At 63.9% G+C, this 21,113-nt stretch carries 17 protein-coding genes; 6 read left to right on the forward strand and 11 right to left on the reverse strand.

Annotated elements, in window-relative coordinates:
* Window positions 1-72: 72 nt before the first annotated feature.
* The gene (locus TX80_RS12530; RefSeq protein ID WP_081661593.1) at window positions 73-720 is read right to left on the reverse strand and encodes a class I SAM-dependent methyltransferase; all 648 of its coding nucleotides are present in this window, start codon (window positions 718-720) and stop codon (window positions 73-75) included.
* 178 nt (window positions 721-898) lie between these two features.
* Between TX80_RS12530 and TX80_RS19995 the strand changes: the two genes are divergently transcribed.
* Window positions 899-1,030: a hypothetical protein gene (locus tag TX80_RS19995; RefSeq protein WP_268258152.1), complete on the forward strand. Its 132-nt coding sequence runs from the start codon at window positions 899-901 to the stop codon at window positions 1,028-1,030.
* Window positions 1,031-1,815: 785 nt separating this feature from the next.
* On the forward strand, window positions 1,816-3,162 hold the full coding sequence (locus TX80_RS12535) for a M14 family zinc carboxypeptidase (protein WP_049923468.1): 1,347 nt from the start codon (window positions 1,816-1,818) through the stop codon (window positions 3,160-3,162).
* 338 nt (window positions 3,163-3,500) lie between these two features.
* On the opposite strand, the gene TX80_RS12540 is transcribed toward TX80_RS12535, so the two are convergent.
* Window positions 3,501-4,079, reverse strand: coding sequence for a CHRD domain-containing protein (locus tag TX80_RS12540; RefSeq protein ID WP_049923469.1), 579 nt, complete (start codon window positions 4,077-4,079; stop codon window positions 3,501-3,503).
* Window positions 4,080-4,538: 459 nt separating this feature from the next.
* Here TX80_RS12540 and TX80_RS12545 point away from each other — a divergent pair, with 459 nt between their 5' ends.
* The 3 genes from TX80_RS12545 (at window position 4,539) to TX80_RS12555 (ending at window position 8,448) form a co-directional block, all read left to right on the forward strand.
* Window positions 4,539-5,942: a dihydrolipoyl dehydrogenase gene (locus tag TX80_RS12545; protein WP_049923470.1), complete on the forward strand. Its 1,404-nt coding sequence runs from the start codon at window positions 4,539-4,541 to the stop codon at window positions 5,940-5,942.
* A gap of 123 nt (window positions 5,943-6,065) precedes the next feature.
* Window positions 6,066-6,422 carry a DsrE family protein gene (locus TX80_RS12550; RefSeq protein WP_049923471.1) on the forward strand — a complete coding sequence of 119 codons (357 nt, stop codon included), beginning with the start codon at window positions 6,066-6,068 and terminating at the stop codon, window positions 6,420-6,422.
* A 580-nt stretch (window positions 6,423-7,002) separates the two neighbouring features.
* On the forward strand, window positions 7,003-8,448 hold the full coding sequence (locus tag TX80_RS12555; protein WP_049923472.1) for a cupredoxin domain-containing protein: 1,446 nt from the start codon (window positions 7,003-7,005) through the stop codon (window positions 8,446-8,448).
* 194 nt (window positions 8,449-8,642) lie between these two features.
* On the opposite strand, the gene TX80_RS12560 is transcribed toward TX80_RS12555, so the two are convergent.
* Together TX80_RS12560 and TX80_RS12565 are read right to left on the reverse strand one after the other, a co-directional pair.
* Window positions 8,643-9,671: an SDR family oxidoreductase gene (locus TX80_RS12560; RefSeq protein WP_049923473.1), complete on the reverse strand. Its 1,029-nt coding sequence runs from the start codon at window positions 9,669-9,671 to the stop codon at window positions 8,643-8,645.
* 16 nt (window positions 9,672-9,687) lie between these two features.
* Window positions 9,688-10,119 carry a DCC1-like thiol-disulfide oxidoreductase family protein gene (locus TX80_RS12565; RefSeq protein ID WP_049923474.1) on the reverse strand — a complete coding sequence of 144 codons (432 nt, stop codon included), beginning with the start codon at window positions 10,117-10,119 and terminating at the stop codon, window positions 9,688-9,690.
* Window positions 10,120-10,313: 194 nt separating this feature from the next.
* Here TX80_RS12565 and TX80_RS12570 point away from each other — a divergent pair, with 194 nt between their 5' ends.
* Window positions 10,314-12,176, forward strand: coding sequence for a glycoside hydrolase family 15 protein (locus TX80_RS12570; protein WP_049923475.1), 1,863 nt, complete (start codon window positions 10,314-10,316; stop codon window positions 12,174-12,176).
* A gap of 148 nt (window positions 12,177-12,324) precedes the next feature.
* Here the strand turns inward: TX80_RS12570 and TX80_RS12575 are convergent, their stop codons facing one another.
* The 7 genes from TX80_RS12575 to TX80_RS12605 form a co-directional block, all read right to left on the reverse strand.
* Window positions 12,325-12,864, reverse strand: a complete 540-nt coding sequence (locus TX80_RS12575) for a MarR family transcriptional regulator (protein ID WP_049923476.1) — start codon at window positions 12,862-12,864, stop codon at window positions 12,325-12,327.
* 137 nt (window positions 12,865-13,001) lie between these two features.
* A complete protein-coding gene (locus TX80_RS12580; RefSeq protein WP_049923477.1) occupies window positions 13,002-13,976 on the reverse strand; it encodes an aldo/keto reductase in 975 nt (324 codons plus the stop codon).
* Window positions 13,977-14,286: 310 nt separating this feature from the next.
* On the reverse strand, window positions 14,287-14,667 hold the full coding sequence (locus TX80_RS12585) for a hypothetical protein (RefSeq protein WP_049923478.1): 381 nt from the start codon (window positions 14,665-14,667) through the stop codon (window positions 14,287-14,289).
* Window positions 14,664-17,081, reverse strand: a complete 2,418-nt coding sequence (locus TX80_RS12590) for a penicillin acylase family protein (protein WP_049923479.1) — start codon at window positions 17,079-17,081, stop codon at window positions 14,664-14,666. The genes TX80_RS12585 and TX80_RS12590 overlap by 4 nt, the downstream gene beginning before the upstream one ends.
* Window positions 17,082-17,142: 61 nt before the next feature.
* On the reverse strand, window positions 17,143-18,249 hold the full coding sequence (locus TX80_RS12595) for an ABC transporter permease (protein ID WP_081661594.1): 1,107 nt from the start codon (window positions 18,247-18,249) through the stop codon (window positions 17,143-17,145).
* A complete protein-coding gene (locus TX80_RS12600) occupies window positions 18,239-20,137 on the reverse strand; it encodes an ABC transporter permease (protein WP_049923480.1) in 1,899 nt (632 codons plus the stop codon). The genes TX80_RS12595 and TX80_RS12600 overlap by 11 nt, the downstream gene beginning before the upstream one ends.
* Entirely contained in the window at window positions 20,134-21,048 is a 915-nt protein-coding gene (locus TX80_RS12605) for an ABC transporter ATP-binding protein (protein ID WP_049923481.1), read from the reverse strand. The genes TX80_RS12600 and TX80_RS12605 overlap by 4 nt, the downstream gene beginning before the upstream one ends.
* Between the last annotated feature and the right edge of the window lie 65 nt (window positions 21,049-21,113).

Here is a 21,113-nt window from a genome sequence, read left to right on the forward strand (position 1 = left end):
GTGGCGCTACGAACGACGGTCTGAAAACGGCTCGGGAACCGGAAGCGGCGAGCCACACCCTCATTCACGGGTTCAGAGAACTCGGAACACCCGCACCGTGTCGCGCTTACCGGGTTCGCAGAGGAGTTGGGCGACGTTCAGGTCCGAGAACTCGTTTTTCCAGTCGCAGTGGTAAAGTGGGAAGTCGTCGTTGATTAGACTCACTTCGTGCCCCTCGCGGCCACACTGGGGGCTGTTGCCCTCGTTCTCGGCGGTTATCAGTAGCTCGGAAGAGACCCGCGCCAACTCCTTGAACACCCACTTGTTGTCGGGGTGGACGTGCTGGAGCGTCTCGACCGAGTAGATCACGTCGAACGCGTCGTCCGGGAACTCGGGCAGGAGGTCTTCGATAGCGCCGGTGTGGAAGGCTCCAGTCCGGGCCAGCCGGGGGTAGTGGTCGGCCATTACGTCAAACGACTCGTCGTTGATGTCGATGCCGGACAAGTTTTCGTACCCACAGTCCAAGAGGTGCGCGAGGTGGCGACCGGAGCTACACCCCACTTCCAGAATTTCGGCGTCGCTGGCCATGTAGTGGTCGAGCACTGCCGCGAGAGTTTCTGTGATCTCGTTCTGTCCGATTCCGGCGTAGTAGCCCGGCGAGAACTCACCGGAGCGGTTGGCCCAGTACTCGTGGTTCTCCTCGGGGACCACGGCTTCGTCGGTATCGTCTCCCGGTTTCATACGTGAACCCACGCGGTCGGCGAGTAAAGGGTTCGCGATACCGTCAGACGAGATTCCGATAACTCCCGTGGTCAGAAAATGTGCCTCAACGACCGTGTTCATGATCGACTTCGTCTCCGCCCCGCTCGCTCGGACTGCTCTCGTACCGTGAAGAGCTGAGGCAACCGAAACCGGCAGCGTGACTGAGAAGGGGGGTTTACCGCTCGAGTCGGCCGACGCACGTGAACTGCTTGCTGAGATCAGTGCAACCCGCAGCTGGGACGCAAACAGCTACGTCCAGCGGGTTCGCTCGCTTCTCGAGGATACCTGACAGCGACCGCGCCCCGACTCATCCGGTTGTCGAACCGGAGACCCTTCTCACGCGAGGCAACCGATTTCGCAGCGCGGATCTCACCCAACAAATCATGCGGTCGGTAGCTGTGTTGGGTACTACACGGAAGCGGGTCCCATCACACCTACTCCGGGCGTCGAGGGAGTCGTCTGGAACACTGCGAAGGTAACGACGTTCTCAGCAACTCAATATTTCAATCTCATAAGAGTTCGGTCGAACCCATGCAGGGACTCCGGACCGTTGGCCATATTGACATCCTCCCGCGCCTAAAGTCGCGGGAATCCGCAAAGCGGAGTCCAAGGTTGTGCGTTTCCTCGGGAGCGAAGTACGCTTTCGCGTCCTCCCTTCGACGGTGCCCGCCCAATTATTACCGAAGGCGTGGTGTACAGCGCGTACAGCCCTGTCAACGGGGCCTTCCCCCGGACGCGCCGGGCACTTCAACACGGAACACCGCGTTCCGTTCCACGGCAGGGTGTTCAGCCTGCTGGGTACCGCCATTCGCGTCCGACCCGTGGCGGGCTGGTTCGGTCGGATTTGTTACCACGCGAGAAGTCAGAGCGAAGCTCTGGTGTGGTCGAAGACCGCATTTCTCGACGTGGGAACTCCGGTACTGGCGTCTACGGGATACAGCCCAATCATGCTTACGCACGTATCCACGGTCTGAAGGCCGTGGCATTGTGCTGTTCCTCCTGTAACAGGATACAACTACTGTCCGACAACATTAGTAACGTTCATTTCTTTTTCTCTGAAGGAAGCTGGTGGCTATGAAGCTCAACCGACGACGGTTCCTCGAGACCGGACTTGTGGTAAGCGGAGTCGGACTCACGAAGACGGTGGGTGCGCAGGATGAGGACCACTACCGACCTGGCGGTCCATGGGCACCGAACGAGCAGGCTATCAATTACAACGGCTATCTCACCAACGACGAGCTCGGCAAGCGACTCCAACAAATCGACAAGCGTAGCGACCGTATCGCTCTCGAGCAAATCGGCGCGTCCGCGGGACGTGGTGATCCAATCTGGGAAGTGACTGTCGGCGATGGGAACGAGAACGTTCACATTATCAACCAGATTCACGGCGACGAGCCGACTGGTGCAGCGGCGATGGTGAAAATCCTACAGACACTCGCGAACGGCTCTGCACCAGCGATCGAAACGATTCTGGATAACCTAACGATCACGATCATCCCGCGGGTGAATCCCGACGGCGCGAACTTCGTCGGCGATGACGGAGTCGGAACGGATGGCGAACTCCGGCAGCGACGCCAGAACACGACGGAGTGGACCGAGGGGGATTCGCGGTATATCAATGCCAACTCCTACGGGCACGGTTTGGAGGTCCCCGGATACGATCTGAACCGGAGCTTCAGTATCGACCCAGACTACACGCCGTTCGACGAACCGGAAGAGTGGTGGTCGGTCCGCGATGAGGAAGCAAACCTCGCTGCGCTGAATATGCCCGTCGATGAGGTGCCGCTCGAGCCCGAGGACGGGATGCCCTACGATGAGCTCTGGAACGTCGGTCTGAACATCAATCCGGAGACGCAGGCGGTAACGAAGTCCTTCCTCGAAGCCGACCCCGACTGGGCGATCACGCACCATCACCAGAACGCGACCATCGATCCAGAGTCGGCTGCCCAGGGCGGCCCCGAATGGCAGTCGATCATGAGCGTGATGGCTCCGTTCGGACCGACGTACGCTGGGCTCGATGGCGTTGACTATCGATCGTACGTTGGGGAGGGGAATCCGTTCCTGTCCGTCGACACACAGACGCGCTCCCTGCAGCTTAGCGGGTTGGTTGCCGATCAGATGGAGCAATTCGGTCGGGGCCGATTCAATACGATCACGCGGTACGGCTACGGTCCCCTCTGGGGATCGTACCTCGACTCGCTCTGCCCGCAGACCGACGCTGCGGGGGCGCTCTATGAAGTCTCACATCAGAGTGACAGCCGCGGACACAAGGCCCGCGGGACGATGGTGAAGGTAACCGTCGAAGGGATCATGGCCACGTTCGAACGGATCGCAGACGGATCGATCCACGACGTCGACGAGATGACGTACTTCGATCTCCCGCTCAGCGAAGGGATCGAAAACCCACACGACAACCGCTAACGACCGTTCCACAAGGTTCGGCTGAAACTCCGGTTTCTTAGACCAGCACAGCCTGCACACGAATCGATTTCCGTCGACCGCCAATAGCCCTCTCCCCTCCCGGAGTCGACGGAACAGGAGAGCGAACGGATACTCGAGCCAGAATTACGGGCACCATGAGAGCATCGACAGGACTGCGTTTGGGAGTCGGGTGGGCCATCGTCGGTGGCTCGTTGTACGGAGCGTACGCGCTTCTCCCACCCCTCAAGGGGTGGGTTTCCGCGCTGTGCGACTGTGATCGCACGATCGTATTGAAAATAGCTGAAACGTGCTCGACGACTCGAGAACGCCGAATCCCCCTACTGAAAGACTTCACAGAGGGATCGAGGATCAGTAAGCGGCTCGATTCGGCCGGCGATCTCGCCGCCGGGATTCGCCTCAGTATGAACGTTGACGAACGCTTCGCCGGCTTCGATCTTGGCGAACAGGTCTTCGACGGTCTCCGATTCGGCCTCCGAAGCTCGCCCGGTGGCGATGGTGTCGTCGGTAATCGTACCGACGTCCAGCAGGCCCGAGAACTCGCCCTCGAGGAGCTGCTGGTCCTGTGTCGCGAAGTCATGGAGCCAGACGGCGATCGGGCCGAGCGGTTCGTCCTCGTGAATGTGGGCCTGGAATACGTTTTCGATCTCGACAACGGTAACGACGAACTTCAACGCCTCCGCTCGTCGCTGAAAGACCGCAAACCCGCGCGCGTCGGTCGGTACGCTCTCCTGTGGGACGAGGTCAGCCGCGTACAGTGCAGCCGAGTCACGGTCCTGAAACTCGTCGGGTCCATCGTCCTGCATACCAGCCGACGCAATACCGGTTCCTGCGGTTCCAGCGACGCCGATACCCAGCGCTTTGAGGGCGGTTCGACGGGTCGGGTGCTCGTCTGTCATCCGGATCACCTCGACAAGGGATGTCGCGTTGCTACCATAACTCGGTGGGACCGTCCACTGAAATATCAGCCAATATTTGAAATTACGTCTAGGTATTGAACGGTACTCAACGCCAAATAACGAAATCGCGCTGCTATCTCCTGCTCTGCCAAGAGTTGCGAGAACCCTGAACCAACTCGGACACGTGGGCGGTCCGCACGGCGATCGACTGAGACGCTTTTTCGCTCGCGGCGCGACGAGCAGCTACGGAGTCGGGTGGAACGCATCCCGACCGAAACCATTGAGGCCAGTGGTACAACGTAGCGTCCGATGGCGGCTGGACGGATGGTCGTGCCAAATCCGGCGGGGGGACCATCGATACGGTATCAGCACGACACACGCTCGTTCGGTTGAAGTGCGTGTGTATGCTCCGTGCATTTCGGCCCGCCCTTCATTACGGTCGGGGTCTCAGGTCGGGCCATGGAGGAATACGACTTCGTGGTCGTCGGGTCAGGGTCAGGACTGGACGTCGCGAACGCGGCCGCACAGCGCGGCCAGTCAGTCGCCGTCGTCGAGAAGGGACGCCTCGGCGGAACCTGTCTCAACCGCGGCTGTATTCCTTCGAAGCAGTTGCTGTACCGCGCTGAGGTCCTCGAGACGGTCGAGCGCGCCGAGGAGTTCGGCATCGACGCGTCGGTAACCGACGTTGCCTTCGCCGAAATCGTCCGAGAGGTCACCGAGGACGTGACCGAGAGCTCCGAATCGATCCGTCGCGGCCTCGAGTCCGCCTCGAACCGCGACCTCTACCAAGCGGAGGGGACGTTCGTCGACGACCGGACCGTCGAACTCTCGGGTGGCGATCACGACGGTGAGCGTCTCACCGGGGAGACGGTCCTCGTCGCCGCCGGGACCCGACCCGGCGTGCCGCCGATCGACGGCATCGGGGATGTCGACTACCTGACGAGCAGGGAGGCGCTCCGGCTCGAGGAGCGGCCGGGTCACCTCGTTATCGTCGGCGGCGGCTACATCGCGGCGGAACTGGGACACTTCTTCGGGGCGTTCGGCAGCGACGTCTCGATTATTGGACGGCGGCCACACCTGTTGCCCGACGCCGACGAGGAGGCCGCTGTGGAGTTTACCGAGCGAGTAGCCGACCGATACGACGTGTCCACGGGCTACGAGGCGACGGCGGTCTCCGAGTCGGACGGCGAGGTGACCGTCGACGCGCGACCGTATCAGGCGGCCGAATCCGATCCGATCTCCGTTACCGGGGACGAACTACTCGTCGCGACGGGACGGGTTCCGAACACCGACACGCTGAACGTGAGTGCAGCGGGGATCGAGACCGACGAACTGGGGTTCATCGAGACCGACGAATACCTGCGAACCAGCGCCGACGATGTCTGGGCGCTGGGGGATATCGTCGGCGAGTACCTGCTCAAGCACAATGCCAACCACGAGGCTCAGGCCGTCGTGCGCAATCTCTTCGGCGACGAACTGCAACCGGTCGACTACAGCGCGATGCCCGTCGCCGTCTTCTCCTCGCCCGAGGTGGCCGGCGTCGGCGCGACCGAATCGGAACTGCAAGCGGCGGATCGCGATTACGCCAAGCGAACGTACCGATACGAGGAGACCGCCCGCGGTTCGGCGATGAAAGCCGACGGATTCGTCAAGCCCCTGATCTCCCTCGAGGGGGATATCCTGGGCTGTCACATCGTCGGCCCGGAGGCGTCGAACCTGATCGAAGAGGTCGTCGTCGCGATGACGGCCGGTTCCGGCACGGTGCGGGATATCCGCGAGTCGGTTCACATCCATCCGGCCCTCTCGGAAGTCGTCCAGCGAGCCTTCGCCGGGAGTTTTACCCGCGGCGGGCACGACCACTGACAGTCGCGGGGAAACGATCGCCGCCAACCTCGCACCACCTTTCTCGATGACGGCGTCGGTGGTGCACGGCACGCACACGTTGGCCGTTCGGTTTTATACGAGCGTCCAGTGAATCCATGTGCAATGGTAAACACAGCCATCGTTATTCTCGCGGGCACCGAATCACAGTCGGATACCGCTCGAATGGTCAACGGACTCGAAGCCGCCAAGGAGTTCGTCGAGAACGACGAGGACGACCTCGAACTGATCTTCGACGGCGCCGGCACGCAGTGGGTCGAGGAACTCGAGGACGAGGCCCACGACTACCACGACCTCTACACGTCGGTGCAGGACGAAGCGGCCGTCTGTGACTACTGTGCCGGCTCGTTCGGCGTCGACGACACCGTCGAGGATCAGGGACTCGTCCGCATCGACGAGAACGAGGGCCACCCCAGCATCCGGTCGCTGGTCAACGACGACTACGAGATCATCACGTTCTGAGACCCCGACGAGAGTTCCGTGTCCGGAACTGGGAGTCGAACCGCCGAACTGAGACACTGCCGTCGTGTGCTTCCGTCGCGTCGATCGCATTGGGTCCCAGGTCGCCCGATCGACCGGTGACCCCGATCCCGTTCAGTCAGTCCGCGTCGTGGCCTATTCAGGCGAGACTCGGGACGCGTTCGGAGTTCGTCGCCCTCGTCGGTCAGGCAGTATTCGACTCGAGGGGTCCAGTATACCGGCTCACCGAGCCGGTCGCGGCCTTGCTCTCGGCATCGATGGCCCCCGCTCGAGGCCGCATTCGATCGACAGCGGTCCTGTCGACCCGCTCGGGGGTTGCACGACGGTCTCGAACGGAAGTGGAACGCGTCTGTCCCCGGGCCGAAACCAGTATACTGACTGCTAGCGGCGATTTCTGACGCGATAAAGCCGGATTAGGAAGCGGTAATGCGAAAGAGAGTCGAGGCTGTGCGCGAGTCGAGCGGAAGCCGCTACTAAAACGTTACGGGAATGAGGGTTTGTCGTGCCACAACGATCGCCCGGTTATTCTCCCGAATCGGCCCATCAGTACGTGTGGTAACAAATGACGCATAACAGTGGATCGACTTCCCGATTCGGACGGCGGTCACTGCTGGCGGCCGGCGGCGCGACGACAGTCGGAGCGCTCGTGGGTCGCGTCGGCGCGAAACCGAACGGATTCCTTCAGGACGATCAGGAAGCCAACGGTGACACACCCGACTCGGGACGCGACGTCACGGTGCGACAGGAGCCCGAAAACGCCTTCTACTGGGTGCTCCCCGGGGAACGGCGGTTAAGCCCGCAAGTGTTCGGTACGGCGGAGAACCCGCGGTTCGGAAACGACCTGCTCGAGTCCCGCATCGAACAGGCGAAAGAGCTTCCCGGGCCGCTCAGCGACGCGATTCCCCAGTTGCTCGAGGATCTCCCGCTGCTCGTGGCCGCGCCGGAGGAAGCACGCGAACCGATCGAGGACGATGAGGACGCCGGAGTCGCCGAACAGAAATTCGTCGAACCGAACCTCTACAGCGACGAGGCCGAGGTCACGAGTGGCTCGTTCGAGATCACCTATCGGGACCGCCAGCCGTACGACACGCCCGGCGAACCGGGAGACACGGCCGACGAGGTCGACCTCGAGACGCAGTTCACCGATCCGGCGGGCAACGAGTACGAACTCGACTTCGATCACGTCGTCAAGCCGCCGATCCCCGGCTACGAGACCGGCGGTGGCGTCCGCGTCGGTGCCTGGCACCACGGACAGACCGGGACCGGCTCGCCGTTGATGGCCCAGCTATACGATTACGCCGCCTGCTGGGGCGTCGGTGACGTGATCGTCAACGGCGAGCAGGCCACCGAGGACGGCTTCCGGGTCATCCACTTCATGACGACGCAGACCGTCCGCGACGAGCGCTATCGGCTCGCGATCGACGAGGAACTCCCGCTCGCGCCCGACGAGACGATCGCAGGGCAGATCCACCACACCCACGGCGTGGTGTTGCCGATCCGGCCGACCGACGAGGGTCCCGTCTACGATCCGGTTCCGACCGCGATGGAGCTGCCGAACGGCGAGACCCAGCCGTTCATCCACGCGATGTGGGAACAAGACGAGATCGTCGACGGACCGTTCGACGAGTGGGAGTTCCCCGGGCAAGAAGAGGCGGAAGCCGAAGCCGAGGACGGCGACGGATCGGCGAACGTGGATGCTGACTTCCGTCTGTTGGGCGAAGCACCGGGCTGGCAGGGCGCGGCTCCCGACGCGATCGCGGACGAGGAGAATCCGACGCTGGAACTCGAGGCGGATACCGAGTACACTCTGTTCTGGGAGAACGCCGACGGCCTCCAGCATAATTTCGCGATCGCGGACGAAAGCGGAGCGGACCTTCAGGCGTCCGACCTCGTCGGCGAGGAGGGGGCCACGCAGACGGTCACGTTCACCGCCACCGAAGAGATGACCGAGTATTACTGCCAGGTTCATCCAGACTCGATGCGCGGCTCGATCGAAGTCGAGACCTGATTCTCCGAGATCGGTCAAAGAGTACTCGACGCGATCCAGATCGAGAGCGGACAGTTCTCGCTGGACGGGAGGGAAGTCACGCGAATCCGAGCATCCGGGACGAACTCTCAAACAGGTATCAACGGTCACGGGGTACGAAAGTGGTTTCAGGCGAGGTACCTAGCTGAGACGCATCATCCGGCGGTAGATCGCGGTCACCGCTTCGGGTTCGCCCTTCTCGACTGAATAGCATTCCACAGAAGATTCGCACCCGCGAGCAAGCAGCCGACGCCGAGAAGAGCCACTTCCTTCCGGTGTGTCGTCACCCACAGCTGATAGCTCCGCTGTGTCGCCCGCTCGTCGAACGGCCCGTGGGCCCCGTGATCGCCGCTCACTGGTTCCCAGAGGTTGGACTCACTGTCCGGATCAGCGGGTTCGTCCGTCAGTTGGCCGGCATAGCCTTCCTTCGCTAGGGCGCGGTCGAGATACCACGGGACGAGCTTTTCGCCGAGAATCGTTTTGAGCGTCGGTTTGCCCACGTAGAGTTCACGCCGGTTGTGGTGTGTGGCCCAGATGATGGCATCGGCGGCCACTTCCGGCTGGTAGATCGGCGGAACGGGTTGGGGTTTCTTCGGCAGCCGATTTTCGACCCACGTAAACTGTGTCGTATTCATTCCCGGAAGATGCACCATGGTTACGTCGATATTGCTGTCGTCGTGGATCAGTTCCGTGCGCAGCGACTCCGTGAATCCCTTGATAGCGTGCTTCGACGCGCAGTAGGCGGATTGCAGCGGGATTCCCCGGTAGGCGAGTGCCGATCCGACCTGAACGATCGTCCCCTCGTCCCGCGGACGCATTCGCTCGAGCGCAGCCATCGTTCCGTGGACATAGCCGAGGTACGTCACCTCGGTCACGCGACGGTACTCGTCGGCGTCCATCTCTTTCACCTCCGAGAATACCGTCGTCATCGCACAGTTGACCCAGACGTCGATCGGGCCGAACTCCGCTGTGACGATCTCAGCGGCGTTCTCGACCTGCGACATCTCCGCGACATCGGTCGGAACCGTCACGGCCTCGCCGCCGGACCTCTCGATCTCTCGCTTGGCTTCTTCAAGTCCGTCTTCGCCTCGTGCAAGCAGTCCGACCTTCGCCCCTCGTTCGCCGAACGCTCGTGCAGTCGCCCGTCCGATACCCGCCGATGCCCCCGTGATGATCACGGTTTCCGGTTCGGTAGATTCGCTCATCGATAGCAACTCTGCGTTATCTGGACGCCTGTTCGGGGACGACGTCGTCCTCGGAGACGTGATCGCTGACCGGCGGATCCCTGCTGAGTACGTTCGAGACGATATCACGGTTGTTTGAAAGCGTGTGATACGTTTTCTCGCGTAGCCATCCGTACGTCTTGAACCGTCGCAGGAATTCGATCAGGCGTCTGGGAAGCACGCCGGCGATGACGAGCGATTCTTCGGTCGCGGCACCGCACGAGTACACCGCATTCTCGGTGATCAACTGCGCGCACTCCTCGAAGTCGTCCGGAAGGTGCGCCCGTTCGAAGTCACCGAGTCGTGAGTGACCCTCTTGGACTTCTGAAAGCCTGATCGGCTGGATGTTCCCCCGGCGAACGGCGAACGTCGCGGACCACGTACAGAAGTGACAGTCGTCGTCGTAGACGAGTTTTGGAACGTCGTCCATCCTCCGATAATTTGCGATAGTGAGGCCTGTGAACGTTCGGGCTACGATAGTTTTCAAGAATGAGTACCGCTAGTATTTGGTCGTTGCGTGCTCCGCTTTTTTCCTGCTAGTCCCCGAATAGTGCAGTATGTGTCTCTCCTCTCCTTGGGGATGCTCCCCGTTGGCCGCCTCCGTTCGCGGGGCGGGTGATATCGGTGACTGAATCCGACACGTATCCGCCGATCGAAGCCTACGGCATCGTCGGCAACCTCGAGACGTGCGCGCTCGTCGCGCCGGACGGCTCGGTCGACTGGTTCCCGTTCCCCCATCTCGAGTCCCCGAGCATCCTCGCGGCGATCCTCGACGCCAAACGCGGCGGACAGTTCCGGATCACCCCGACCGACCCGTTCGAAACCGAGCGGCGGTACGTCGACGACACGAACGTCCTCGAGACGACCTTCGACACCGACGGTGGAACGGTAACGATGATTGACTTCCTTCCGCCGGCCGGTCGAACTACCCACCCGAAGAAAGTCCTCTACCGCAAGCTGTCCTGTACGGACGGCTCCGTCGACCTCGAAGTCGAACTCGACCCGCGGTTCGATTACGGGCGTGCGGAGACGGCGATCGAATACACGGAGCGGGGGATTCTCGCCGAAGGAAAGGACGAACGGACGCTGCTCGAGAGTCCGATCATCCTCGAAATCGACGACGAGCGCCTCACCGGCGAACTACCGCTCGAGGCGGGAGAAACCGAGTGGTTCCTGCTCCGGTGTACGGGTGCGGAGGACGCGAACACGGAACCGGATGCCGCGTTAGAAGAGACGCTTGCGTACTGGTCCGACTGGGCACACAGCTGTGGTCCGGAAGACGACTGTGCCTTCGAGGGTCCCTGGCACGAGCACGTCGTCCGCTCAGAACTCGTTCTCAAGCTCCTCACCCACGCCGAATCTGGAGCGATCGCGGCCGCACCGACCACCTCGTTGCCCGAGACCATCGGCGGCGTCCGGAACTGGGATTATCGGTTCAACTGGCTTCGAGACGCCGGGTTCACTGTGCAGGCGCTGATGAACCTCGGGACCACCGAGGAGGCGAGCGATTACTTCGATTGGTTCATGGATCTCTGCCAGGCCGCTGAGCCGGAAGCGATCAAGCCGCTATATAGCCTTCACGGCGAGCCCGACCTCGAGGAACGAGAACTCGATCATTTCGAGGGGTATCGTGGCTCACGACCGGTCCGAATCGGAAACGAAGCGGCGGAGCAGCGACAGCACGATATTTACGGGGAACTCCTGTTGGCCGTCGACGAGATACACCACCGCGGGCGGGAACTGGATGACGAGGAGTGGAAGCGAGTCCGTGATATCGTCGACTACGTTCGTGAGATCTGGGACGAACCGGACGCGGGCATCTGGGAGGTCCGCGGCGAGAACGAACACTTCGTCTATTCGAAAGTGATGTGTTGGGTCGCCCTCGATCGCGGCATCGCGATCGCGACCGACGGAGCCCACGACGCGCCGCTCGAGGCGTGGCGGGAAACCCGCGAGATGATCCGATCGGACGTCCTCGAGAACGGCTACAACGATGCTGTCGGCGCATTTGTACAGTCCTACGGAACCGACACGTTGGACGCGACGGGGCTATTGCTCCCGATCGTCGGCTTTCTTCCCTTCGACGATGAGCGCGTTCAGGGGACGATCGGGGCGATCGAGGAAACGTTAGTCGAGGACGACGTTTTCGTGTCCCGATACGACGGTGACGACGGCCTTCCGGGCGAAGAGGGTGCGTTCGTCCTCTGTTCGTGCTGGCTCGTCGATGCGCTCGCACTCTCCGGGCGCGTCGAAGATGCGCGGTCCCGATTCGAATCGCTCCTGCAGCGCCTGAATCCGCTGGGACTTGTCGCGGAAGAAATAGACCCGGAGACCGGTGCACACCTCGGAAACTACCCGCAGGCGTTCAGTCACATCGGGATCCTCAACACCGCCCTCTATCTCGGCTATCTGCAAGGCAACGAGACGCCCGGACCGGCACCGATGGGAATCCGGCTCGGCGAGCCGATCACGCTCTCCGAGAATTGACACTCCCACGGGGCTTCGAGCCGTGGAATCCCGGACGCTGGGGAACCGTGCCGGCAGAGCCGACTGGCGAGAACCGGAGCAGGATCACGACGACCGCCAGCAGAACGCCGTAACCGATTCCGAGACCGACCGCCGGGCCGGCGCGACATCAGGAGCTGCCGTCCCGATCGACGATGACCTGACCGGGGTTCGTCTCGGTGTCCTCGCCGTCGACCAGCAGCGCGATCTTCTCTTCGCTGAGATCGTCGATCACGTCGACGGCGTCGATCATCCACGTGTAGAGTCCGAGCTTGAACTGTCGACGGACCGCGTCCACCGACCGGTGCGAGTAGACGTTGACGCGCCCGCCGTCGGAGAGGACCCGCGACCGTTTCTCGACGAGTCCGAGATCGACGAGGTGAGTGAGGTGTCTGGTGACGACGCTCCGATCGCGGTCGACCATCTCCGTGAGTTCCTTGATCGTGATCTCCGGTTCGGCCATCAGACACCGACAGACCTCGAGTTCGGTCTCGGAGATATCGAAGACGGTTTGCATGAGTTTCGCTTCATCCGGGGACCCGACCGGAACGTCGTCGTCATCGACTTCCGCCATCGCGTCGCCACAGCACGTCATCACTGCGGTTCCCAGCCGGTAGTCGCCACACGACTCGCAGCGGTAGACCGCGAGTTCCACGTCGGTGGATGCCATCGATGCCGGTACACGGTCCCCGAAGTAAAGCCTTTCAGCCCCGACGAAGACCGAGCGTTAGCGTCCGAGATCGGGGGACGGTTCGGACGGCCGGTTCGTCGATGACCGATCCGTCGTCCCCGCCGGTGTTTCGGCGCTCAGGAGTGCCCCGACACTGTAACCGGTTCGTACGGTTCCTCGAGATACGCGATATCTGACGCCGACAGGGAGATATCGAGCGCCTCGACGGCCTGCTCGAGGTGGTCGACGCTGGTCGTCCCGATGATCGGCGCGTCGACCCAGTCCTTGTGGAGCAGCCACGAGAGGGCGATCTGGGCCATCGTCACGCCCTTCTCTGCGGCCAGTTCCGCGACGCGCTCGTTGATCTCCCGCCCGCCGCCTTCCCGATAGGGATGTTCGTACAGGTACTCCTCGGTCTCGCCGCGGGCCGTCGCGTCGATTTCCTCGTGTGGGCGCGTTAGATAGCCGCGGGCCAGCGGCGACCACGGCAACACGCCGATGTCTTCCTTTTCGCAGAAGGGGAGCATCTCGCGTTCCTCCTCCCGGTAGACGAGGTTGTAGTGGTTTTGCATCGTGGCGAACCGCTCGAGCCCCAGTCGGTCGCTCGTGTACAGCGACTCGGCGAACTGGTAGGTCCACATCGACGAGGCCCCGATGTACCGGACGTGTCCCCGGCGAACGGCGTCGTCTAACGCGCGTAGGGTCGTCTCGATCGGCGTGTCGTCGTCCCAGCGGTGGATCTGGTAGAGATCGACGGTGTCCATGCCCAGCCGCTCGCGGCTGGCCGCGAGTTCCTGTTCGATCGCTTTCCGGGAGAGTCCGCCCGAGTTGGGGTCGTCCTCGCGCATCCGGAAGTATCCCTTCGTCGCGACGACCGACTCCTCGCGGTGTCCTTCCAGGGCCTCGCCGAGGATGCGCTCGGATTCGCCCTTCGAGTACATGTTCGCCGTATCGAAGAAGTTGATTCCGAGGTCGATCGCCCGCTCGATGATCTCCGTGCTTTCCTCCTCCTCCAAGACCCACTCGCGCCAGTCGCTCGAGCCGAAGCTCATACAGCCGAGACAGAGCCGGCTGACCTCGAGTCCCGTCCCGCCGAGGGTCGTATACTCCATGGCGACGGCTACGAGGGCCGGCGGAAAAACTGTACGTGGAGCGGCAATCGAAACGGCCCCGCCCGATATTTTTTAGTAATCGGAGTCGGTATTCACTACTGACGTATGACGGACGAACGCAACGACCGAGACGCAAAGCGCAACGACGAGAGTGGCATCGTCTCGCGCATCAAGAGCGTGTTCAGCCGCGACTGAACGCGTCCACCGACGTCACGGCCGTTTTTATCCGTCATCGCCGTTTTTTCGCGTTGCCGACCCACGGCGGGAGCCGTCGGTCCCGTCTCGAGGCGGCGACCGGTTCACCGGCGACTCAGACCGCGCCACGGACGAGCGACCCGAACACCGGGAGGCCGATCGCGCTGGCGACGGGAACGAAGACGACCGGCCGCATCTCGAGGACGAACCACGCAGAGCGGCCGAGCGAGAGCGCGAAGACGATCAAGACGAGCACTCCAAACCCCAGTGCGGTCAGGATTCCGCGCCGCAGGCCCGGCGAGACGAGGCCGACGAGTGCGCCGGCGACGACGAGTCCGACCCAGTGAAGCCACGCGAGCACCAGTCCGAGGCAGACGGCGACCGCGAGCGCGGCGGCGTGCGTTCGGGGCTCCGTTCTGACGCGCTCGAGGACGGACGCCGGCGCTGTCCCGATCACGTCGGCCGAGCCGGTCCGATCGGGCGGGCTCGAGGTCACGACGACCCCTCCTCGAACGTGACGTCCGGGTCGCCGTCGGCGATCGGTCGAACCATCGGCTTTTGCTCGCCCTCGAGCCACTGCTCGAACTGGTCGTCGTAGTGCTCGGAGAAGTAATCGCCCGAGTTGCCGCCGGGAAGGATCGCCGTCGCGTCCCCGCCCGGTTCGACGACCATGCGCCAACTCGAGCCGATGGCGTCGTCGACGCGGTAGTTTTTCACCGTCGCCCGCGAGCCGTCCGCCGGTTGCGTCGCGTAGTCGAGAAACGGTGCCCGGTCGCCGAAGGGGTGTTCGATCGCGCCCGTCGTGTTCCAGTCGCCGTAGGTTTCCCAGCCCTGCTCGTCGATCTCGTCGAGGGCGTCCTCGAGCGCCGCGACCATCGTCTCCGCGCGCGACCGCTCGCCGAACAGGTCGCTGTCCGCCGGGAGCGTCGCGACGTTCCAGTCGTTCGGATAGTACGACTCGTCCAGTCCCGCGTCCCCGAATTCGGGCTCGACGATCCGTCGGCGGAACGAGTCCATCCAGCGGGCAAACAGCAACGCTCCGCGTGACTCCCGGTCCATCCGGTACTCCCACGACTCGAGCGTCGCCGCTGTGTCCGCGAGTGCCACCGAGCCGTCGGCGGACGCTTCGATCGCATCGAGGAGGTCGGGAACCAACTGTTCGGCACGACCGTCGTAGGTGTCGGTCTGGAGGTCACGATGGAAGTCGGCCCCCGCGGGCGCGTCCGACTCGACTCGAGCGTCCAGCCGATCGTAGATGCGCGCCCCGCGGTAGGGCATCGAGTAGCCGACGCCGACGTAGTGGTCGGGATCGTCGACGACGCGCTGGTTCGCCGTCGCGAGGACGTCGGGATCGATCGCGTGCGGTTTCTCCTCGAAGGGGACGAACCCGTCCCACGAGGACCGATCGAACGGCGTAAACCCCTCCCACTCGCCCTCGCCCGCGGAGCCGTCGAAAATTCGGTTGCCCGAGACCGGCTGGCCGTCGATCGTCCGGATCGGCAGCTTCCCCGTCACGTAGTACAGCGTCCGCCCGTCGTCGTCCGCGTAGACGAGGTTCTGCGTCGGCAGGTCGAACTTCCGGGTCGCCTCGAGGAACGCCTCGAGCCCGTCGCTTCGTTCGAACCCGTAGATCGCTTCGGTCGTCCGGGTGGCGGTGTGGCCGGTCCAGGCGACGCCGACCGTCCGCCCTTCGCGTTCGAGTACCGGCCCGTGGACGGTTTTCCTGACGGTGACCGTTCGGTTCTCGCCGTCCGCAACGGCGATCTCGCGGTCCTCGGTCTCGAACTCGCGCCACTCGCCGCGGTACCGGTATCGCTCGCCCGCGTCGTCGATCTCGTACCGATAACAGTCGAGGACGTCCGCGCCGACGTTCGTGAACGACCACGTCCCGGTCTCGTTCGCGCCGGTGATGATAAACGGGACGCCGGGAAAGGTCGCCCCGCGAACGGACGTCTCTGGCGTCTCGACGCCCTGTTCGTACCACAGCGGCGGCGTCAGCAGCGTGAGGTGTGGATCGTAGGCGACGATCGGCGTCCCGCTGTCGGTGTGCTCGCCCGAAACCACCCAGCTGTTCGAACCGGTTCCGGTCGGCGACTCGAACCGCGACAGCCAGTTCGTCAGCTCCGGATCGACCGGGGCGGCCGCGGCGACTTCGTCGCGATCCTCGCCCTCGTCCGTACCTGCGACCGCTTTGCCGGTGTCGTCTCCGCGAACCGAATCCCGGAGGATCGGCACGTCGTGGTCCATCCGCTCCGGATACAGCGCCTCGAGGGTATCCTCGCCGAGCCGGTCCGCGATCAGCGCCCGGCGAAGCTCGCCGAAGTCGCCGGTCAGGTCCCACGCGATCTGTTTTTCCATCAGCATCGAGTCGACCGGCGTCCACGGCTCGGGTTCGTACCCCAGCAGTTCGAACTCGAGGGGAAGCTGCTCGCGCTCGATCGCCGCGGTGACGCCGTCCGCGTAGGCCTCGACCAGCGGTCCCGCGGGAGTGTCGGAAACGAGGTCCCAGGTCGCCTCGGCGGCCCCCGCGAAGTCCATGGCGACGTGAAACTCGTCGTCCTCGACGGTCGCTTCGCCGGCGAGTTCGGAGACCCGGCCGCGCATCACCCGCCGCTGGAGGTCGAGCTGGAAGAGCCGGTCGAACGCCTGGACGTAGCCGACGGCGAAGTACGCGGCCGCCTCGTCGTCGGCTCCGACGGTCGGCACGCCGTACTCGTCGTAGCGAACGCTCGCCTCGCCGTACGGGCTCGGAACCGTCCCCGAGAGCGACCGATCGGCCGCGTCCCAGGCCGAACCCGAAAGCGGCGCGAACCGCTCGAGGAGATCCCCGGCGGACGACAGCGTGAGTCCCCCGACGCCCGCGGCCAGGACGCCGGCCAGCGCGCCGCGTCGTGTGGTGTCGCGTGTCACTATGCACGGTTGTCTCTCTCGAGACACATAATCGCCCTGAATCTAGCGGCCGGACGGCGGCTCACAGCGCGTCGGGATCGAGTCGCGAAACGGCCGCTTTGACCGCTGCGAACGCGCCGACGCCGACGAGACAGTACGCGACAAGCGACAGCCAGGAGATCACGGTCGGGTTGCCGACCGCGAACTTCGCGACGGTGTTTGCCGGGTGCTCGGGGAGCACGCTCGCGACGACCAGCGCGCCGACGATCCCGATCGAGTAGAGCAACTGCGCCTGCCGTCGGTCCGGGGCGTACAGCGAGACGGCCACTCCGATCCCGACGACGAGCAGCGAGAGGGCGGCCACCAGGACGATCAGTGCCGTCGGCGACGCGATCGCGGTTCCGTTGGCCACGAGCAAGCCGAGCCAGGCGATCGCCTGTAACGGTGCTAACGCCGCCGTCGCGAGGAGTTTGGACTCGACGATCTCCCCGAGAGACAGCGGGGCGACCCGGAGCAACTCGAGGGTGCCCCGCTGGCGCTCCTCGATCAGCGAATCGACGACGATCGAGCCGCTGATGAACACCGGAAGAAACAGCAACAGCGGCACCAGAACGGTGTATGTGAAACCAACGTAGGGGCTGGCCTCGACCTCCGGCGGCACGAAAAGCGGCGTCTCCTCGAGCCGATCGGCGTTCCCCTTTCGTTCGACGTACTCGACGTGCTCCAGCGTGTCCCGTAGCTGGACGACGAGCAGGGTCGTCTCGAGTCCCGCATCCGGTGCAGTGACCCTGACGATGAGTCTGTCCTCGTCGTCTCTGGTCGCATCGAGGACGGCGGCGACCCGGTTGTCCTCGAACGCGCTATAGGCCGAGCCGCGGTCGTCGTAGTGGCGGGCGCTGAGGCCGTCCCGCTGGTTCGCGACCGCCCGGAGCCGATCCGCGTCGTCGCCGGTGACCGCAACCTCGGTCTCGTAGCCGTCGACCGCGCCGGGATCGTACAGTGAGACAAGTCCAACGACGAGAAACGACGAGAAAGCGGCGATAAACAGTTGGATCGAGATCACGAGGATGATCGTCTTCTCGGAGCGCAGCGACCGGAGCTCTCGCCGGGCGATCGCCCAGCGTGCGCCCAGCGTCGAATCGGACGATCCCCCGTCGGCTCGCGTGCGCGGACCGCCATCACGCGACAAGGGCGATCACCCCGAGGTTGTAGCCGGCGTGAACCAGCGTCGCCACGACGAACGCGAGCGCGTACGTCGTTCGTCCGCGGCTCGCACCGACTGCCGAGATGCTCGCCGTGCCGACGTGCAAGCAAAGCGGCGCGAGAACAACCGCGAGCACGACGAGCGGATCGCCCGAGAGCCGCGGGCCGAACGCCGCGGCACCGAGGGTCAGGTCGGGAAGCCCCACGAACTGAACGACGTGGGTGAGCTTCTCCCCGACGAAAAAGCCGATGCCCGAGAGGATGCCGAGGACGGCGGCGGCCCGCAGCGACGAATCAAACCGCGAGCGGGCGATACCGGCGTAGACGTGGATGCTCTTGGCGAACTCCTCGATGGCCGCCGCGATGACGACGATAATCGGCAACGCGATCGCCTCGGGGACGGCAAACAGGAGCGCGACCGCGAGCAACTGTCCGGCGAAGACGAACGGGATGAAAAGCATCGACAGCAAGGGAACGCTCCGGGTCCCGTGCAGTCGACTCGCGACGGCGTCGATCACCTTCGTCGGGAGCGGCTTCTGGGCGAACATGTCCTCCTCGCGGTAGAGTCCGACGCCGAACAGGAAGAGGACGGCCGCGCTGAGATAGAACGGTCCGGTCGAGAAGAGGTACTCCCCGAACCGGACCGACTCGCCTTGCAGATCCATCACCACGAGCGTAAGCGGCGAGATCAGGGCGACCGGATTCACCTCCGTGAAGATCGCCGGGATGAACGTGTAGGTCGTCAGGAAGACGCTGATCGTGACCGTGACGAAGGTGAGTTCCTTGAACGACCGGGCGAGCATCGCACCGGCGAACGTCGCCGCGAGAAACAGCAGCGCGATCGGAACCGCCGCCGCGACCGAGAGCGGCCCGCCGTCGATTGCGACCGCGGTCCCGACGACGACGCCGACGAGACCGAACAGGTACGGGAGCGTCTTTCCGGCAACGATCTCGTGACGCGAAGCGGGCGAGACAAGCAGCAACTCGCCGCGGCGCTTGATCCGTTCGTTCATGATCGTACTCCCGTAGGCCTGGATAACGACGTTCATCGGAACGACGAACAGGAACGCGAGCACGAGCGACCGGAACGGAAACGGCGGCGAGAGCGAACTCGGCGATCCGGGACCAGACCCGTCGTCGAGCGACCCACCGCCGACGTTGGGGACCTGCAACTCGCCGTCCTCGCCGCCGCCATCCGCCCCACCACCGGCCGGCTCGCCGTTTCCATCGGCGGCGTCGGTCGCCGATTCGCCGTCGCCGTCTTTCCCACCGGTACTCCCGTCGGCAGCACCGTCGTCGTCGGTCGTTCCCGCTCCCTCGGGGTCGTTGGCCGGGGTTCGTTCCTGATACTCGAGGGTGACGAGAACCGGATACGCGGCCGCCTCGTCCGCTTCGTGTGCCATCAGCTGCTCGTTGTACGATTCGACCGCGTCGCGGAACGCGTCGTAGGCCGGCTTGCCGTTCTCGCCGACGTATCCGATCTCGCCGTCCGCGGTGATCACCACGTCGACGTTCGCGTCGGCTCCGCGTTCGTCGAACTCGACATCCTCGAGCGAAAGCGGCCTGAACCGGTCGCTCGCTTCGGCGACGTCGTGGTACGGGCTGTCCTCGTCGACGCCGATGACGTAGATCCCGTCGTCGAGGCCGGGACCGTCGTCGATGACCGTGTATCCGACGGTGCCGACCGCAAGGAGCATGACCGCGAGGACGATGGCCGTCGTCCTGTCGACGGTGCCGGCGCTTCTGGAGATCTCCCAGCGCGCGATCCGTGTCGTTCGCAGACACCCCTTACGGAGTCGCGCGCCGAGCGAGGCATCGCCGGCGTCGTCGCGGTCGTCATCACGAACCCGTCGAGCGGAAGGCTCATCGCTCACGTTTCGGCCTCCGGCTCGCTCGCGATCTCGAGGAAGATATCCTCGAGACTCGGCGTCTTCGTCTGGATGTCGGTCACGCGGCCGTCGGCCGCCTCGACGGCTTCCCGTATCGTCTCGACGTCGGCCAGGTCTTCGACGGCGTGTCGGACGCGGTCGCCCTCGTGGGTGACCTCGACGGGTCGTCCCGCATCGACGACTGCGTCGCTGGCGTCGACCGTCGCCTCGACGTGATACTCGGTGCCGCCGTGTGCATCGCGGATCTCCTCGAGGGTCCCGCGGGCGATGATGCGCCCGTCGTTCATCACGGCGACCCGGTCACAGATGCTCTCGACGTGAAAGAGGTTGTGTGCGCTGAAGACGATCGTCTTCCCCTCGTCGCTCAGTTCCTGGGTGAACTCGATGATGTAGTTCGTCGTCAACGGGTCGAGTCCCGACGCCGGCTCGTCGAAGATGAGCACATCGGGATCGTTCACCAGTGCTCGCGCGATCGCGACCTTGCGTTTCATTCCCTTCGACATGTTGCCGATCCGCCGGTCGCGGTGTTCGAGGTCCAACCGGTCGAGCGAGCGAGTGATCCGCTCGCGTGCAACGTCGTCGGGAACGTCGTAGAGGTCGGCGAAGAACTCGAGGTAGTCAGTGGCGGTCATGTCCTCGTACAGCGGAGATTCCTCGGGGAGAAACCCGAGTCGTCGTTGCATCGCCGGCTCGCCGGGAGTGTGGCCGGCGACGACCGCGGTCCCGTCGGTCGGCTCGACGAGTCCGGCGAGCATCTTCAGCGTCGTCGTCTTTCCCGCGCCGTTCGGGCCGACGACGCCGAACACTTCGCCGCGATCGATCGAGAACGTACTGCCCTCGACGGCGGTAAACCCTCCGTACTCCTTCCGGAGGTTCGCCACTTCGAGTATCGCCATTCGTTAGCTCGAGCCTGCACGCCACCCCAGTAAAGTCTAGCGGCCGGCGACCGTCGTCGACTCTG

Origin of the sequence: Halopiger djelfimassiliensis (assembly GCF_000455365.1) — an archaeon.
GTDB lineage: Archaea > Halobacteriota > Halobacteria > Halobacteriales > Natrialbaceae > Halopiger_B > Halopiger_B djelfimassiliensis.